Genomic DNA, 19,107 nt, shown 5'->3' with positions numbered 1-19,107 from the left:
ATTTGCTATGGAAATCCGTGATTTAGCAATTGCTATGATTATTGTTTACTGTGGGGGAGATCCATCAATATTTTTCAAAACAAAAAAAGAGTGATCGGTATTTCTTCCGACCACTCGTGCTTCAATGAGCCTCTTTTTTACGTAAAGAAATTAAAATCCTTACATCTAAAAATTAACCTTAAATACTTATTCCTTTATTATTTTGAAAATTTTACTGTCAACATTAACTGAATAAACTCCTGTTTTAAGCTGAGAAATATCTACGGTTGCTTGAATATTACTAATATTATTTACATTTAGAACAATTCTTCCCATCATATCAAAAATTTGAATATTGTTTATAATATTCTCAGATTCAACAATAATATAACTTTGAGCAGGATTCGGATAAATATTAATTTTTACTATTTCAATATTATCAATACCCAAATCTTCAACAAAAGTTACTTCTATTGTATGGTTTGATGTAATATTTTCAAAAGTATAACTATCAGTAGCCTGAACAGTTGTATTGTCAATCTTTAAAGTATTAATTTTATAACCTTGTGCAGGTTCCATATTAAACATCTGATTTGTACCGTGTTCAACTTCTATATCACCAGACGGATCTATTGTTCCTTCACCATTTGAAATAGCTGTGATTGTGTAAGTCTTTATTTCAAAAGAAACGGTTATAGTATGATCTGCGGTAATATTAGTAAAATTATAATTTCCATTTGCAACTGCATTAGGATTATTAACACCATCAATTAATACGCTTTCGATTTTATAACCTGTACTCGGTGTAAATGTAAATGATCTTGAACTTCCGTGATTAACTTCTATTTCACCCGAAGGGTTAATAGCTCCGTTACCACCAACAACACTTGCTGTGATTGTATAAGTTGCTACATCAAAATGCGCCGATATACTATGGTATCCGGTAACTTGTTCAAAAGTATAGCTGCCCGTTTCTACTGCCGACGGACTATTAATCCCATCTATTAAAACAGAAGCAATTACATAACCCGTATTAGGTGTAATAGTAAAAGTTTGATTTGCACCATGTTCAACAACAATAGCTCCCGACGGTGAAATCATTCCTCCGACACCTGCACTGCCTGAAATATTATAAGTCTTTATTTCAAAAGAAACAATAATCGTATGATGTGCAATAATCGAGTTAAAAGTATAACTTCCGTTTGCAACTGCAGCTGCATTATTTACACCATCAATCATAACAGAAGACACTTTATATCCATCTTCAGGTGTAAATGTAAACGTTTGTGAACTGCCATAATTTAATTCAATCTCTCCTGAAGGGGAAATTGCTCCATGACCACCGTTAACACTTGCATTTACAACAAATGTAATAGCTTCAAATTGTGCATCTATTGTATGATTAGAAGTAATATTTTCAAAAATATAAGTACCGTTTGCAACAGCCTGCGCATTATTAACACCGTCAACTAATACCTGTAAGATATTGTATCCGGAATAAGGAGTTATTGTAAATGTTTGAGAATGTCCGTGATTTACACCGATATTTCCTGATGGAGTAATGCCTCCGCCATTTCCAGCCGATGCGGTTATTGTATATTCTGCAAGAGCAAATACTACTGAAATAGCATGAGCTTGAACTACATTACTAAAAGTATATTCAGCATTATTAACCGCTTCAGGATTATTTACACCGTCTATCAATACTTGACTTATTGCATAGCCAGTATTCGTAGTAATGTTAAATGTTTGATCATTACCATGGGATACAACAATATTACCTGAAGGAGTAATTGCTCCTCCTGTGCCTGATGTTGCCGTAATAGTATAACGCGGCACATAAGTTCCCGTAACACAAACAAACTCTGAACCTCCGTTGGGGCATATTGTTTCAACGCACCATTCGTTAAGAAACAAGGGCGTAAAACCGGAATCGGTATAAGTAGCACTTGTTAAATTTCCGGCTATTAGGACATTATTACGATAAACATTATAAGTAGGATTATTAACTTCTAACGGTGCAGTCCATGTAAGTGTAGCTTGACCCGAACCCATATAAACAAAAGATACGTTTAAGTTTGTTACAACAGGACATGGATCCGGAAGTTCTATATCAGAATAATAACGTATAAAATCAAAAATATACCAATTACCTCCTGAAGTTTGATAATCATACGTATGAGTTATTTTATGGTCATAATGACGATCTTGGAAATATTCTGCGGTGTAGAATTGTATTAACGTAGAAGCAGGTGTAGAAAAGTCGAGATCAATGCCCCAGCCCCAGTTATTGTCAGGATATAAAACAGAATTAAAAAGATGTCTTGTACGATAATTATTTTCATATTCAAATGTGAAGTATGCATTTAACAACCAATCATTAGGGCCTGTTCCTTGGCCAAAATAATTCTCTTGTAAAATAGGATTATTATCATTATCATATTCAAATCTAAGATAAAGACTGGCCAATAATATACCACCTTCACGACTCCAGCTTTTACTTTCCATAAGATTATTATTCTCGTCATACAAGAAAGTATCTAAAGTATAAGAATTCCAACCCAAATGCTCTTCTTCTTCATAAGTAAGGTCGCCGTTTGCGTTATATTTTTTTGTAACCATCTGATAATATTGTCCGCCGCCAACTATATCGTCATCATAAGATGTTTTTACTGATTGTGTTTCACCGTTACCTAAATCTGTCCAAACTGTATACATTGAACCTTCTTCAACCCACGCGCCCGTAGTTGCATTTTTCATTTGATAGTAAATTTGCTCTATTTCTCTATCCGATTCATCATAAGCAAACTCCGTTTTCTCAGTATAAACATCCAAATTAGGAAGTCCATTCCAATTTGTTCCGTTCCAGAAAGCAACCAATTGAGTCAATATATTATTACCATCATATGCATGTTCATATTTCATATCATAAATCCATGTTGAACCATTCCAATAAGATATAACATAAGAAGTTTGGTGTCCTAAATCGTCATAAGTGTATTCGTCCTGATAACCTCCGAACCAAGAACTGCCTGTCCAAGAATATGATTGCCATAAAATTTGTCTGCCTAACTCATCATAAGCAGCCGCTTCCCTTTCACCATAAGCCCATCCGCCGGCACCATTATCATAAGAAATCATAACATCAATCATGTTGCCATCTTCGTCATAATCATATTCCTCTTTCATATTATTATACCATGTTGACCCTAATTTATAAGTGTTTACATAAACAATAATTTGGTTTAAATCATTATAAGTATATTCCTTTTTAGATTCCTCACCATATTCAGGCACTTTAGTATGATAAAGAGTAAGGTTTCCGTTTTCATCATATTCGTAAATATAATCTTCAACGGTATTCCAAGAGTTTGAAACGCGGTTACAATTCAGTAAGCGAATCATTCTAAACTCATCATCATAAGTAATAAACTGTCCGTTATATATAGCTCCGTTAGGATGGTATGATATAATACTGTCTAATCTTTCATGAATAGCTTTAGAAGCTCCGGATTTTTCTTTTTGTTGATTATTATCACTTAACCCTTTTTCCGCAATTTCTTTAATAACTTCCTGTCTTTTATCATAAGGCAATGATGTTACCTCACGCATCGAAGAAATGTTATTTATTTGATCTTTTTGTTTCAATGTTGTTTTTTCATGCTTTTTTTCTTCAAGCGAAAATTTAAAAGAATTTTCGGTCTGTGCAAAAATGTTAACCGAAATAAATAAACTTAATAGTAAAAATAATTTTTTCATTTTTTATAGATTTAATTTATACAATATATTCAATATATTTCTCGAATCGGAGGCAAAAATATAAAATCAGAAACGATATACTTATATACACGATATAGAAAAAATATAGATTGATATAGAAAAAATAATTAATAAAAAAATGTATATTTGCAATTAATACGAAAACATGTTTTTAATTATCAGTATGAAAACATCTTTCAAAATTACAATTTTCTTATTTTGGCTTATTCATTTTTCTGCATATTCAAATAATGAGTACTCCAATTTTGAAGTATTATATGATTCTTTGTATAATGAAATTCACTATCAATATTTCAACAATGGTGATTTTAGTTTTTCCGAACAAGACAGACAGGAAATTCAGAAGTTATATCAATTAAATAATCTTAATTATTCTCCTCTAAATAATGCTCGGATACAATATTTAGATGCGATAGTAAATTTTGCAGATACTCTAACCAATTACAAACATGTTTTTTATTTGATAGATGAAGCTTTGATTGTTTTATCAAAGGATAAACACCCAAAAGAATATGCAAAATTATTGTTATTTAAAGCTGCTGCGAATATTGATGCCCGAATGGACTATGTAAGTGCTTACAGGTATTTACAAGAAGTATTGCAATTATTAAATGAAACGGATGATCCTGCATTTATAGGCTTAACCTATAATTACCTCTCAATGTTATGGAGTTACGTTGGTGAAGATGAAAATGCATTAGAGTACAACATTAATTGTCAAAGAATATTTAATGATGCTAAACTCGAAAAAACCGCATTAATAATGAGAATAAATGGGTACAGCATCCTTCTGCGAATGGGAAAACAAGTACTACCTCAGATTAAAGAAGAATTAACAATTGTTGAAAATCAGAATGATACTACTATTGCTATATTTCTTAATATGATTATCGGAAATTCCTATTCTTCATCCGGAAATTTAGATACGGCTTATTATTATCTCAATAAAGCGTATATCTACATTAATGAAATTTCAAATCCTCTTTTAAGTAGAAAATGTGATGTTATGTACAGCATTGGAATATTATTCTATAGAATGAAGGATTATGATAAAGCAAGTTATTTTCTTAAAATGACTTTACCCTACGCACAGCAATTAAATCTTTTACGATACGAAAGCCATATTTATTATTTGCTTTCAGAAATTGAAAGCAGCTATAATAATGAAAAGGAAGCGTATGAATATCTGAACACTGCTATAAGACTTCGTGATTCTTTAGCTGTTCAAGAAAAAACCAGTGAACTGCAAAAGATAAAAACTCATACAGAGTTAATGAGTTACCAACAAGAAATGCAGATTATCAAACAACAATCACAAATAAAACAGACCCGTTCTTTATTAGTTATAGCAGTACTCTTACTTTTAGTTGTTGCAATCAGTTTTATTCTTCTGTATCTTAATAGAAAAAAACAATTACACTACTTAAAAATCAAGCAGCTGGATCAAGAATTAAAAAACAAGGAAATAGCTAATAAACTGGAAAAAATCGAACTTGAAAAACAAGTTGAGGCTAAAGAGAGAGAAATGGCAACTACTCAGTTGTTAATTATCGAAAAGAATAGAGTACTAGAACAAATGCTTGACACCTTCAAACCTTTTTATAAGTCGAATGATATTTCCGATAAAATTTGGCGGGAAATGCAGAAATTTGTTTCGTCCTATTCACGTAGAGATAATGATTGGGAGAAATCAAAAATACACTTTGAAAAAGTTCATCCGAGTTTTTTCAAAAAATTAAAAGAACTATTTCCCAATATTACTGAGAATGAATTGCGTTTGTGTGCATATATACGCATCGGCATGCGCTCAAAAGAAATTGCTGAAATGCTTTCTATAGACCATAAAAGCGTTATCAGCAACCGGTATCATTTAAAGAAAAAATTGAACTTGGGGAAGGAACAATCGTTGGATGATTTTGTGCGAAATCTTTAAATCCTTATGTCTTCTTTTCAACAAAAAGTTTGAAGAACGGGTCGGCAATGAAATATTTGTCTTTATTTTTTTCAATCGTTCCGTCGTAGATTAATTCCGACACAGCTCGTTGTAAAGTAGAAACAGCAGGCAAATTGTTTTTCCTTACATAATCTGTTGAAAATATACTTTCTCCACTTTTTGTAAGCGCTTGCAATAATTTTTTTTTACTGTTCGATTGCCGATTGAACAACTCCATATAATAATCGCTTTTAAGTTCGACCAAACGATTGACGCAGGCATCAATAATCTCATTTGTAACTACATTTAAGTTGTTTATCATATATTGCCATATTTCCGCCGCAAGCATTTGAATATAATGAGGAATATTCGAACTTATCGAGATTATATATAATGCTTCTTTCTCATGAATTGTTATATTTGAAGTTGCGAATTTTTGTTGCAGATATGCGATTGTATCTTCTTCCGGAAGTCCTCCGATACTCATTTGCGACGCAGCATTATAAAACGCTCTCTTTTTGTCGCCGAACATCTCTTTTAGCAAATGGGTTTTACTACCGAAAAATAAATAATTAATTTTTTCCTGCTGTTGTATTTTACTTCTAAGCAGAGCTTCGAAATTTATTTTGCTCAATTTTTCAACTTCTTGAAATTCATCAAAGAAAACCAGAACTCTCTTATTTCCGGCAATTTTTTCCGGCAAATCGAGTAATTGTGAAATAGTAGCCTCATCAACTTTTTCTCCGGCGAAATCAATTGAAAATTCCGGTAAACCATCTTGACCGAAACTTAAAACGGGGCGGATATTTTTGATCAGAGAAGAAAACATTTGTGCAAACTTCTGTAGATTAGTTTGTTTCTCTGCTATCGCTTTAGAATAAAGTCGAACAAAAGATTCCGCTGAAAAAACCGGCATAAAATCGAAATAAATACATATAAATCCGTTTTTCTCCAGTTTTTCCATTGCCCGGAAAACCAAAGATGTTTTTCCGAAGCGGCGCGGCGCATAAAGCACCATATTATTCCCTCCCGACAGTGTATTTACAATACGTTCAAGTTCTTCCTTTCTATCATAAAAGCTGCTACCCTTAACTATTGTACCGTAACTAAATGGATTCATGGATTATATTTTAGATATTAATTTCGGTGCAAAGTTAAATAAAAAGATTCAATTACGCAAAAAAGAATTACGCAAAAAAGAATAATAAACCTTAAATTAATATGAAAATTAGCTAATATAGTAATTAACTGATTATTTATTAGTTTATCATTGCAAAGAAATAATCCGAAATAATTCATTCAATAATAAAATCGATAAAATAATCTTCGAATTTTGAATTATTGAATTCTCAAACTTCTAATCACAACTTTCTTTACCTCATCTAATTCTTTTTCAGTTAAACTCGTTCCGGAAGGTAAACACAAGCCGTTGGCAAATAATTTTTCGCTTGTGCCGTTACCATAAAACGGTGCATCAGCAAAAACAGGTTGTAAATGCATCGGTTTCCAAAGCGGTCGTGTTTCTATGTTTGCGGCTTCACATGCCAAACGAATGTTTTCACGGGTAATGTCGCCGGTTAATATTGGATTAACTATCATAGTTGTAAGCCAATAATTCGAATAAAAATCTTTGGACGGTTCCGTTTGAAATGTGATTCCTTCTATATCTTTAAATGCTTTTCTGTAAAAAGCATTTATCTCTCTTCTTCTTGCTATTCTTTGTTCCAGCACTTCCATTTGTCCTCTGCCGATTCCCGCACAAATATTACTTAGACGATAATTATAACCTATTTCGGAATGTTGATAATGCGGGGCTTCGTCTCTCGCCTGTGTTGCCAGAAACATTGTTTTTTTCTTCTGTTCTTCATTGGAACAAACCAAAGCACCTCCTCCTGATGTTGTAATAATTTTATTCCCATTAAAACTTAAAACACCGAAAGTGCCGAAAGTACCGCATTTTTTACCCTTGTATTCAGAACCTAAAGCTTCTGCAGCATCTTCAATAATAGGAATATGATATTTTGAGGCAATATCTTGCAGTTCTTTTATTTTTGCAGGCATTCCGTATAGATGAACGGGAATAATTGCTTTAGGATATTTTCCTGTAACTACTTTTCTATCTAATATAGCTTCTTCCAAAAATTCGGGCGACATATTCCAAGTTTCGGGTTCGCTATCCACAAAAATAGGTTTTGCTCCCAGATATGTAATTGGATTTGCCGATGCAGCGAATGTAAAACTCTGGCAAATAATCTCATCTCCCGCTTTCACTCCGAGTTGTATTAATGAGAGATGCAGCGCCGCCGTTCCTGAGCTAAGAGCAACAACATTTTTATCCCCGCCCAGGAAATCTTCCAAGTCTTTTTCAAAACCATTTACATTCGGTCCTAATGGGACAACCCAATTGGAATCAAATGCATCATTTATGTATTTTTGTTCATTACCCGACATGTGGGCAAGGGAAAGATGGATTTTGTTCTTTACCATATAATTACTATATTTATTTCAAAAGTTATTAAGAATAACTTTTGTTGCTTTGCAAACAGAAAAATTGAAATATTTTATCAAAACACATCCTGATTTTCATAATTTAGAAACAGTGACTTTCTAAAGGGAAATCAGCTGCAAATATATAAATATAATTTTTATAAGAACAATTCTGAGTATTGGAAAATTAGCTTTCCAATACTCAGAATAATATTTTCTATTTTTTAAACAACTTAAGTTCTTATATACAAGCTTATTCTTATTCCATTACTACAACAAATTCAGCGCTGCGGTTCAAACTTCTGTTGTGAGCATCTGTGTTCGGCACAACAGGCGTATAGCTCGATTGGGTATAAGTTGACATGCGTTCCTTAGCAATTCCCTTTGTTACCAAATAATCTCTCGCTGCTTGTGCCCTTCTTAATCCGAGCGGAATATTGATTTGATCGTTAGCAACATCATCCGTATTACCAAATATTTTCAAATCAATATTCTGATGAGCTTTCAGTATGTCTGCGATCTGATCCAATACGTTTTTACTTTCTTGGCTCAAGAATGACTTATTTGTATCGAAATATATCTTCTGAAGCACTATTTTCTGTTCTTCAGGAGAAAGGCATTCAATAGCTTTTGCATTAGCTTCGATATATTGTGTAACTATCTGCGGCTCTTGTCTCGGCAAGCTATCCAGTTTTTGAATCAATTTATCCAAACCGATAAGCTCTACTTTAGCAGAGCAAGTATCACACTCTACAGGTAGTTTTTCTTTATGTTCGATTTTACCCAGTTTAATCCTTAGTCCTATTTTTCCTCCGTAGGAAATAAAGTTGGCTTTGTTTACGCGATCCGAGTTGATCATTCCATTATATGTGATTCCGTTACCCACATTATTTTCTGCAGACGGAAGATATTGCTCGGGAGCTTCCATCAAAGGTTTGGAGTTTCCTTTTTTCACGTCATTGAAACCATAATTAAGATAACCGCCAACGGTCAGGTCAATACGACGACTTAATGAAAATAAGAAACCAAGGTCTGCAATACCCGAAATTCCTAATTTGAGATCTATATCACCGTTCCAGTCTAATTTTTCATTCGGATTGTGTATCGTACCGAATCCGTGATAAGAAATAGAATAGTTGGAAGGTGAACCGTAGTCGATATTAGAATCGTGAAATAATCCGGATACATTTAACCTGCCGTCATTTGAATAATCAGAGTCTATCACTTCATATTCCGATTTTAAAGGAATATGCAATTTAACTCCTATACCAAAATATATTCCCCATCCTTCTTTATCGCCAAACTTATATTGGTATTGTATCATTAACGGAATGTCTAAAGTATAAACCGATTGTTTTTCTTCCCAATGTGCAAGCCGAGCTCTCAGTTCATATTCATTGTCATTACCATTATTATTGCCTATCTGATTTCCAAGGTTAAAATAATCGGCATCGGAAAAATCATTTTTATATAATCCTCTGCTATTAAAGCATGAGAACCCTACACCCGTTCCTAATCCCCAATGACGGTTAAAAAAGTATGAATAACCGATCAGAGCATTTGCCCCAACTTTCAATTGATTATCTCCATTAGAAGTAGCTCCTTTAAGGTCGTAATTTAAACCGCTTGGGCCTATACCTGCTTGAACATTTAAATAAGAACCTTTTTGCTGTGCATTAACTGTTAGTACAGAGCACATTATCAATATAACTATAAAACTAATTTTTTTCATATATTTTATTTTTTTATTATCAAGGGTGATAAATTATTATTTAACAATCATACGTTGAGTAATATTTTGTGTATTGTTATAAACACGGACAATATAAGTGCCTGATACTAAAGGAGCTTTTGCCTCTATTACAGATCCAATAGCACGAGTTTTAGTTACAACTTGTCCCAACATATTTATTATTTCTATATAAGTTTCAACAGAATCCAATTCTAATTCTTTATTATCTATCGACACATAAAATGTAGAACCTGCAGAGGAAGGATTAGGGTACAATTTAACCTCAATTGGAGTTTTGGTTTTAATAATTGTTACCGGACAAGTTTCGATGTACGAACCATCTTCATAATAACATCTTGCATAATATGTACCATCAAGTCCTTGTTCTTCCCCATAATATTGAGCAAATCCATTAACATTTACAGGATAACCGTCTTTATACCATTGGAATCTTACGAAATGATGATCATAGTCTTTCACATAAATCACGTTGTCCCATTCGTGTTCAATAGTAACCGGATTTTCCGTTACAAATACCACATCACTTGTTAAAGTAATACAAACATTACTGATCTCAACATAATACTCTCCCGCCGTTGCCGAACCAAACTCAGCAATATATGTATTGGAAGTTGCATCCGATATTGCCTGACCATTATGGTACCATTGATATGTCAAGTTCTCTTTGTTTGTTAGAACGGTTAGTTCGAATTCCGAAGAACCGGAACATAAGTTTTGTAACGACTTAGGTTGTTCAATAATATAAAATGAATTTACTGCTCTGATTTCAAAAGGATATTCGCGAGTACAATCACCTTTCTTCACTGTTATTATTCCAGAATAATTACCCTCTGCCACAAATTCCGGTACAGGTATTATTATTTCATCCGGTGGTAAAGTTGTGAAGTCTGCTATATTTGCAAATCCTGCCGCAATGGCAACATCCGAAAATATCAGCTTATAATCCGTAGGATTATTTGTTGTAACATAAGGTATTATCACCGAAAACGCGCCTGTACAAAACATGTGCGAATAATTAATATCTATTTCCGGTGCCGGATGAACTGTAATTGCTATATTTTCAACTACAGGTGCACACGAACTGACTTCTAACATAATTTGATAATTAACAACAACCGGATTTGTCGAGGTATTGATAAGCACTTCATTTATGTGAGCATTATTTCCCGAAGCCGCCACGCCGTTATTTATATCAGGATTAGCATCTCTTATCCAACTAAATATTACATTATTAGTATTGCTTGATGCAATATAATCGAAAGTAGATCCTGAACAAATATGAACAATATCTACGGGTAAATTATTTAGTACTGGAGTAGATATAACCGTAATGTCGAAAATCACTTCGTTGCCAGGACAAGTTCCTACAGGTCTTACCCGGTAGGTTGCTGTTATAGGTGATGACGTAATATTCACAACCGCAATATCTATAATATTTCCTGTACCCTGAAGCGGAATGCCTATATTAGTGCCGCCGATTCTTTCCCATTCATAATCATCTGCGCTTCCCGTAAAGATAATTTCCAGAAGTTCATTGTTACATAATGTTATACTTGATACCGCATCTACTAATTGGACGGGATTTACTGTTATTGAAACATAAACCTCTTCTTCGCACGTTACATTATTCAGTACAGTTGAAGCGGTTATGCGGTAAATTGCAGTTATCGCTTCGTCGCCAGCATTGGTTGCGGTAAAGGCGGGTAAGTTGCCTGTTCCAGAGTCCGGTAATCCGACTTCGATACCATTATCGTTTTGCCAGGAATAGTTAACAGACGGATTATTTCCTAATACATACAATGGAACTTGTTCTCCGGAACAGAAGGTGAAATCTGGAATAGCTGTTATCTGTATTTCCGGCATGACCGTGATTGAGAATGTTTCGGGTATGCCTTCGCAATTTACACCATTGTAATGATATATTGGTGTTACTAAATATAAGGCGGTTACGGATGTACTACCGGTATTGGTAAATATTTGTGCGGCAATACTACCGGTGCCGGATGTAACCATTCCCGGTAAAACTCCGGAAATTCTTTCCCAACGGAATGTAACATTGTTAGTCGGAACATTTGAACCAAAGACAATATCTTGTATAGCAGTACCGGAACAAACGGTTTGGTCTGCATTGGTTATATTAACCTTTATTTCGGGTAACAAAGTAATATTGAAGGTTATAGTATCTCCATTATTACATGTTTTATTAGCATAGCTGAAGTCGGCAGTTACTTTATATTGTGCTGTAAGTGCAGTGCCGTTATTGAGCATCGCCGTAAACCCTGGCATAAAATTCTCTCCGTTTTCAGGAATCAAAGAAATTACATCTCCTCCTACCCGCTTCCATTTATAATCGGCATCAGGAATATTGCTCGTAAACAAATACGGCTCAACTTCTGTTCCGTAACAATGTACCATATCTACCACAGGAGCCAGTACAGGAATCGGATTAACAATAATCATAAAATATTCTGATGCGCCTTCGCAACTAACACCATTTTCAGTATACACCGGGGTTACTTCATAAATAGCCTCTAATGGATATACACCGGTATTTTGAGCTGTAAATGCAGGAATCACATTTGTACCTGTTATTTCTGTCAGACCTAAATCATGACCTACAACCCTTTTCCAGTTAAAATTATTTCCTGTAACGGAACCCGTAAAGGTATATTCAGGTACGCTTTCACCATGGCAATATACAAAATTTCCAATAATGACATCCGGAACCGGATTGGTGGTTACAACAAATGATTCCATTTCTCCTTCACAACCTGTTATGGTATATATTGCTCTTGCATAATAGGTTGCCGGACTATTAGTTACGGTCACAACAGATGAAACGGGATTAGTGCCGTTAATATCCTCATAAAACTGAACATAACTTCCTTCATAAATAGTTACCGCCGAATTCAGGTCGACCTCACCTCCCGTACAAACATTTATATTTTTTACTTCAACAAAAGGTAACACTGTAACTTTTGCCATAAATAGTTTCATTTCGCTTTCACAACCATTCGGATATACCGCTTTTACCCAAAATGGAGAAATAGCTGTAACTTCGCTTACAGATTGAGGAGACATAATCAGCTGGGTACCCTCAGCGTCTCTATAGAACTGAAGTGTGCTTCCGGCCGAATAAGATACTATTGCAGGTGTAATATCTACTGCATTATTGCCGAGGCAAACAAAGATATCCTGCACTTCTAAGTCAGGTACAGAATTTACTTTTACCCTGAACCCTGTAAGCGGACTTTCACAACCGGTCACGTTATACAACAGTTTTACATAAAAGAAAGTTGTAGACTCCACATCTATTACGTTTGTTGGGTCTGAAACAAGAATTGTTCCGACAGCATCCCTGTAATAAGAAACAGTTGTACCTGAAATAGGAAGTAATGCAGTAGTAAGGTCAACACTCTCGCCCAGGCAAATTTCTAAATCTTCTACCCATACCGGCGGTTCCGGTCTTACATTCACAATTTTTGATATTGATTGCACAGACTCGCTAATCGTATTTTTGTCAGTAGTAACTGTTAATAATACAGGATATGATCCGGGATTGGTATAAGAATGTACAGGATTAACATTTGAACTTGTTATTCCATCGCCAAAGTCCCATAAATATTCTACTTCCGTTGTTCCATGAATAACAGAAGTATTAGAAAACACAAAACGGTTATTGCTTATACATTGATTTTCAACATCAATATCAAAGCCCGGTTTAACATTGGCATCAGTATGTAATGTTTGTGTAATTGATGCGCTACATCCATTATCTGTCGTTACTTTTAATGTTACATTGTAAATTCCGACAGTTGTATATCCATAAGTAAACGGGCTACCGTCTCCTGCGAACTGAAAAAGATTGCCCATATCCCATTCCCAACTAACAATACTTCCTGATGAAACTGTTGATTGATCTGCAAAAGTTATAGATAAAGGATTCGCTTCTATTTGATAAGAAAATGAAGCGGCCGGATTCGGATGTACAATAACGGAAGCCTGTAGTGTAGCCGGGTCACAAGAAGTAGCTTGCCCGATTGTTGTTATGGTATAGTAATAAGTTCCTGCTATTGTAGGAGTACCGGAAATAGTCAATAGTGTTGCCGTAGCATTTGTTTGAACTCCCGGTGGTAATCCGGTCACAACAGCTCCGCTTACATTCTCTAATTCATATTCTATATTTATGAAACCTCCTTCGCAAACCGGTGTATTATTGCTCAACAAAGTAATTGACGGAGCGCCGTTTACTATAACGTTAAAAGACAACATATTACTTGTACAACCAGTAGATTTATTCAATCCTTTTACATAAAACACTTCATCGGATAGAATCCCATTTACAGCATTCGGTGTTATTACCGGCACAGTTCCTAATTGATCCGAATAAAATAACAATGTATCTGCAACCACATTGCTTACAGCCATAGTAAGATCGGCATCTGAAAACATACATATAGCTATGTTTTGTACACTTAATGTAGGCAACGGGTTTACAATTACATTGAACGATTGTAAACTGCTTTGACAAAAGTTAGTACTATTCTCTGCTTTAACATAAAATGTCGTGTTGTTTTTTATATCCTTAACTTGTGTCGGATCTCCAACAGGAATTGAAGCTGCAGCATCTGTAAAGAATAAGGCATTGATTCCAGGCTGTACTGATACAGCTGTTGTAAGATCAACATCATCATTATAACAAATAGCTATGTTTATAACATTAATAGTCGGTAATGCGTTTATCCTGACAATATCTGTTATGTTAGTACAACCTGTAGTATTGTCTGTAAAAGTAAATCTTACATCACCTGCACTTACTCCGGTTACTACACCATCATTTGTTACCGTAGCAATGATTGCATCGCTACTTGCCCATGTTCCGCCGGTTGTTGGCGATAGTGTGGTAAAGGCTCCTACACAAAGCTCGTCGGCTCCAGTTATACTCACAACAGGCTGTGTTATGGTTATTGTTGCCTTACGTGGTTTGTAACCTGTAGGATCAAGGCCTACATTAGTAAGATTGCAAAACATATTATTTCCTACCGTTACATAATAGGCAGTATCTATAGTTTGATTAGACAATGTGAATGTCGAATATGTTTTATTTATACCATCAACAATTTCGCTATATACGATATTGGTAAGGATACTGTCTGAATACCATACAAAAGTTTGCGGATAATCTAAAGTCGATGAAGCTATCAAGTCTGCAGTAGCGTCAGGACAAATGGTAGTCGAAGTAACCGTAACAGCAGCGGGATCTGCAAAAGATTTAACAAACGCTTTTACGGGCTTTAATTTTTGTACTGTACTGATTTCGGCTTCCCAACCACTCAAAGGTTCATCATTAGATTGAAAGTTGAATGTTAAGCTATTTCCAGTAGTTGTATATGTTGCCGGCATGGCAGGAGTACCTGTTAGTGATACTAACAAAGGTGCGTTTGTACTGTTACCATCATACAAATTCAATATTTCGTTAGTAGCTTCGTTGATTTCAAACGACTTGAATTTAACAATAATCGGATCACCTGAAGGAGATACAATTGTATAAGTATAATTTTCCGTTATACCATAATTTTCGATTGGCCCGCCCGAATCAAAAAATGAAACTATTTCATCAATTGCAATATCGGATTTCCCATCCAACATAAATATATTATAGCTATACTCTTTATCTATTATCGTGTAACGGCAAATACTATCATTATAAAAAGTAACATATACGGTAGTATCGCTCATCAAAGCCGGAATAGTAAGATTAGCAGGACTCTGAGACGCTTCTAATAATGTTTGCTCAGCTATCATTTCGGTTCCGATAGAATCACTGAACCACATAAAAGTTTGCGGATATTTAAACGTAGTACTTGCTTCTAATACGGCATTATCACCATAACATACAGTATCATTTAAAGCAACAATATCGTTGTTGGTAACCACGCGGTTTATATCAATCAAAAGTATATTTTCATCAGCTTCGTTAGGTTCTCTTTGCCAGTCCCAATCGCCATATACAGTATTGACATTGTTATCGCCCTGGTCGCAAGACCATATCTGTCCTTTTATTTGTGCTTCATTTACTTTTATAGAAGGAATTATATTCAGCTGATTTATTTCCAACTCTTCGTAACTATTAGCTGCAATTGTCTGAAAAGCAACTTCAAGGTTATGTGAACCTTCTCTTGATATATTGTTAGGCAACAATATTTTGATTACCACATTAGTTGCATCCTGCGTACCATTGTTATTTACCCTTAATGTTATCGGAAATTCATCCGGACAAATATTTTGCGCCGGAGTCAACAGACTCAATGTTAAGTTAATATCGGCCGCATTCAAGAAAATAACTGCTTCGGCTTCATCTGCGCATGCATTGATATTATTATCGTTTACTAATACTTTGTAGTAGGTAGGAATGGTAAGATTAGTAACTTCATAATCGGAAGTAGTAGCCTGAGCATCCAATATAAAATCCGTACCGTTTGTACTGGTGTACCATCTGTAGTTGTATGTACCATGTGCTCCGGAAGCGTTGGCGCTCAAAACAGTTGATCCAATGTAATGGATAGGCAATGGTTGGCTTGAGGTAATAGTTACTTTAATAGAATCCAATACCTCAGCTATTACTTCGACAGGTTTGTTTTCGACACCTACCACGGCATTCCATCCGGCAAAAGAATTATTGAAGTTGGATACAAATAATATGGTAAGACTATCGCCTGTAGAAACAAAAGGACCGGGTAAATTGGCACTTAAATCACCTCCTAACTGAGAAGCCAATACAGGCGAATTGATACTTCCACCATCATAAATATACATCTTATCATAATTGGCATCTTCCGTTATAAAAGAACTAAACGTAATATTTACAGGGGAACCATTGGCGGTAGAAACAAATGTCTGAACTAAATCTTCATTGTTTTTATAATTTCCGTCAGGGCCTCCGGTATCATAAAAATTAATACCTTCTCCACAATTTATGGTAGTAATGTTATTACTCATATTAACACTACCAACAGTAATACCGGGTTTATATTCACAATAGGCATCATTGCTTGCTGTGACATAAAATATCGTATCTCTTTTTACATTAGGAATACTCAATGTTGATTGTTGTCCTAATACAGTAATGGGCTCAGATTTTACCATGTTGGTTAAAGCGATGTCACTATACCAGTTAATTGTATATGGTATATCTAATGTGGAGCTTACGGTAAGTTGTGCGGTTTCATCATAACACATTTCCTGCATAGAAGCCGTTATATTACAACTAGATGATATAGATTTAATATTAATAGTAATTGTGTCTTCGGGAATCTCATACGAGCACTGACTGTCATTTACTTCTTTTACCCATATTTTCATGGTGGACAGAGGAGACACCTTTAGTTCATCTTCTTGTCCATCAGCCACATTAGTAAACGGTATTTCTGTTTTAATCGAATTAATCTCAGTTACTACTGTATAATTGATAGGTGCGTCACCGTGAGCTTTCAGTTTTACAGTATATTCGGTGCCCGGACAAATAGCTGCATTATCCATAATAGTAACAGATGGAGATTGCATGATAAGCAAGTGAACACTATCCACTACTGTCGGACAAAAAGAATTGTTTACGTTCAAATAATACCATCCCTCATTTGCAGTTCCGCGAAGGATCGTAAGTTGGGTATTTTGTAATGTGTCCGCGAATCCGTTCGGGCCGGTCCAAGAATATGTAACATCTCCTAATGATATACCTCTTAAATAGATAGTACTTCCTTCACAAATGCTCAACTCTTTTAATCCATTGTTTCCAAACCATGCTTTTCTTAAAGATTCCAAATCTATAACATCAATAGAAGAAACGAAACTTGCACCGCAAACATCTTCAATTTTCATATATAGTATATCGCCCATAACTGCATCCACTTCGGAAAAATCTCCTATGGTATCGGAAGCTAATAGGATTGTTTCGTTGATATCTTTATAAAGGCTATAAGTGTATGGTCTTTTTCCGGATTTTCCTCTGGCATTTACATGCGCTTTTGTGTCGGCCGGACTACATACATAAGCTGTCAGATAATTAAATTCGATATTGGACGCTTCGAAAATAATCGTTGTATCATGGATACCACAAACGCTGGAACTATTAATACTTGAGTACATTCTGATAGTATATTCCCCATGTATTGTTAATTCTAATTTACCGCCTTTAGTAACAGGTGCGGAAGAGTATCCGCCCGGTTCTCCTGCTATAACTGCAAAATAAGTAGTTGTATTCTGTCCATCAGACTGAATTTGTCCGGCAACAGGAATTATATCTAAAAATCCGCAATTAGTAATGATATTATATTTCGGTTCTTCAGAAACGGATAAGAAATTCGGAAAAGTAAAACTTTTCGTTATTGTTTCTTTCTTACATTGTGTTGTCATTTCAAAAACATAAGTACCGCTTATCAAGTCGGGAGCCGCTATCGTCAAATTATTTGCCGCATCCGAACTTGCATAAATATTAGCAGTGTTGATCGGATTTTCTTTATTTATAACCCACTGGTTAGAAGCTGCCAAATAAAGTGCCGAAAAATTATATTTATTATTCTGGGGACTTTGTACCAAATGGATATAGGTACTATCTAAAAAATCATTGCTCGGGTTTTTTCTGACAATGCTGATTTTCCGGTCATAATCGCCACAATTATCGCCTGTTTGAGCACTCGAATTGATTTGCCAATTTGTATTATATCTAGTACCTCCATTGGTAGTGGTTCTTTCAACATAATCGAATAACTGGTTGCGATTACTAATAACACAACCATTTTTATCAGTAACAGTTATATTGATGTTTTTCCCATCCATATCAGGTGTAACAGCCACATCTTGCCGCCAATTGTATGAAGCTTTAGTTTGAGTTGTCTGACTTATCACCTGTCCTGTCCCATTATCCACAACCAGAATACTTAACGGTGGTGTATAATAAAAATCCGCAGAGCTATTACTCAACTGATTAGCTTTATAATTGTTCGTTTGCTGAGTAAAAGACGACGTGTGTTGATTCAATATACTTTTTTGAGCAGTATATCCACAAGCATCATAAGAGGCAGGAGTAGTTTGCGAACTGTCTGTAGTATACGAATACGCTGAATTAACAGTAGGCTGATTTATAGAAAAATTTTTAGTATATTCTTTTTGACATATT

At 34.9% G+C, this 19,107-nt stretch carries 6 protein-coding genes; 1 reads left to right on the top strand and 5 read right to left on the bottom strand.

What is annotated here, in order from left to right; all coding sequences use genetic code 11:
• Positions 1–186 precede the first annotated feature (186 nt).
• Positions 187–3,738, bottom strand: coding sequence for a T9SS type A sorting domain-containing protein (locus tag LBP67_09390; GenBank protein MDR2085192.1), 3,552 nt, complete (start codon positions 3,736–3,738; stop codon positions 187–189).
• Between the two features lie 184 nt (positions 3,739–3,922).
• Between LBP67_09390 and LBP67_09385 the strand changes: the two genes are divergently transcribed.
• On the top strand, positions 3,923–5,692 hold the full coding sequence (locus LBP67_09385; GenBank protein MDR2085191.1) for a hypothetical protein: 1,770 nt from the start codon (positions 3,923–3,925) through the stop codon (positions 5,690–5,692).
• Positions 5,693–5,696: 4 nt separating this feature from the next.
• Here the strand turns inward: LBP67_09385 and LBP67_09380 are convergent, their stop codons facing one another.
• The 4 genes from LBP67_09380 to LBP67_09365 form a co-directional block, all read right to left on the bottom strand.
• Positions 5,697–6,812, bottom strand: a complete 1,116-nt coding sequence (locus LBP67_09380; protein ID MDR2085190.1) for an ATP-binding protein — start codon at positions 6,810–6,812, stop codon at positions 5,697–5,699.
• Positions 6,813–7,030: 218 nt separating this feature from the next.
• Complete coding sequence (locus LBP67_09375) at positions 7,031–8,179, bottom strand: aminotransferase class I/II-fold pyridoxal phosphate-dependent enzyme (GenBank protein ID MDR2085189.1); 1,149 nt, start codon at positions 8,177–8,179, stop codon at positions 7,031–7,033.
• Between the two features lie 259 nt (positions 8,180–8,438).
• Complete coding sequence (locus LBP67_09370; GenBank protein ID MDR2085188.1) at positions 8,439–9,911, bottom strand: OmpA family protein; 1,473 nt, start codon at positions 9,909–9,911, stop codon at positions 8,439–8,441.
• 36 nt (positions 9,912–9,947) lie between these two features.
• A complete protein-coding gene (locus LBP67_09365) occupies positions 9,948–18,968 on the bottom strand; it encodes a PKD domain-containing protein (GenBank protein ID MDR2085187.1) in 9,021 nt (3,006 codons plus the stop codon).
• Positions 18,969–19,107 lie beyond the last annotated feature (139 nt).

It is taken from the genome of Bacteroidales bacterium, assembly GCA_031276035.1.
Lineage (GTDB): Bacteria > Bacteroidota > Bacteroidia > Bacteroidales > BM520 > RGIG7150.
The sequence above is the reverse complement of the archived record's forward strand: the minus strand, read 5'-3'. Positions and strand labels throughout refer to the sequence as shown.

What these genes read in the sequence shown, in the direction of transcription:
- LBP67_09390 (MDR2085192.1), bottom strand. Translation starts at nt 3,738, where the DNA reads ATGAAAAAATTATTTTTACTATTAAGTTTATTTATTTCGGTTAACATT.
- LBP67_09385 (MDR2085191.1), top strand. Translation starts at nt 3,923, where the DNA reads ATGAAAACATCTTTCAAAATTACAATTTTCTTATTTTGGCTTATTCAT.
- LBP67_09380 (MDR2085190.1), bottom strand. Translation starts at nt 6,812, where the DNA reads ATGAATCCATTTAGTTACGGTACAATAGTTAAGGGTAGCAGCTTTTAT.
- LBP67_09375 (MDR2085189.1), bottom strand. Translation starts at nt 8,179, where the DNA reads ATGGTAAAGAACAAAATCCATCTTTCCCTTGCCCACATGTCGGGTAAT.
- LBP67_09370 (MDR2085188.1), bottom strand. Translation starts at nt 9,911, where the DNA reads ATGAAAAAAATTAGTTTTATAGTTATATTGATAATGTGCTCTGTACTA.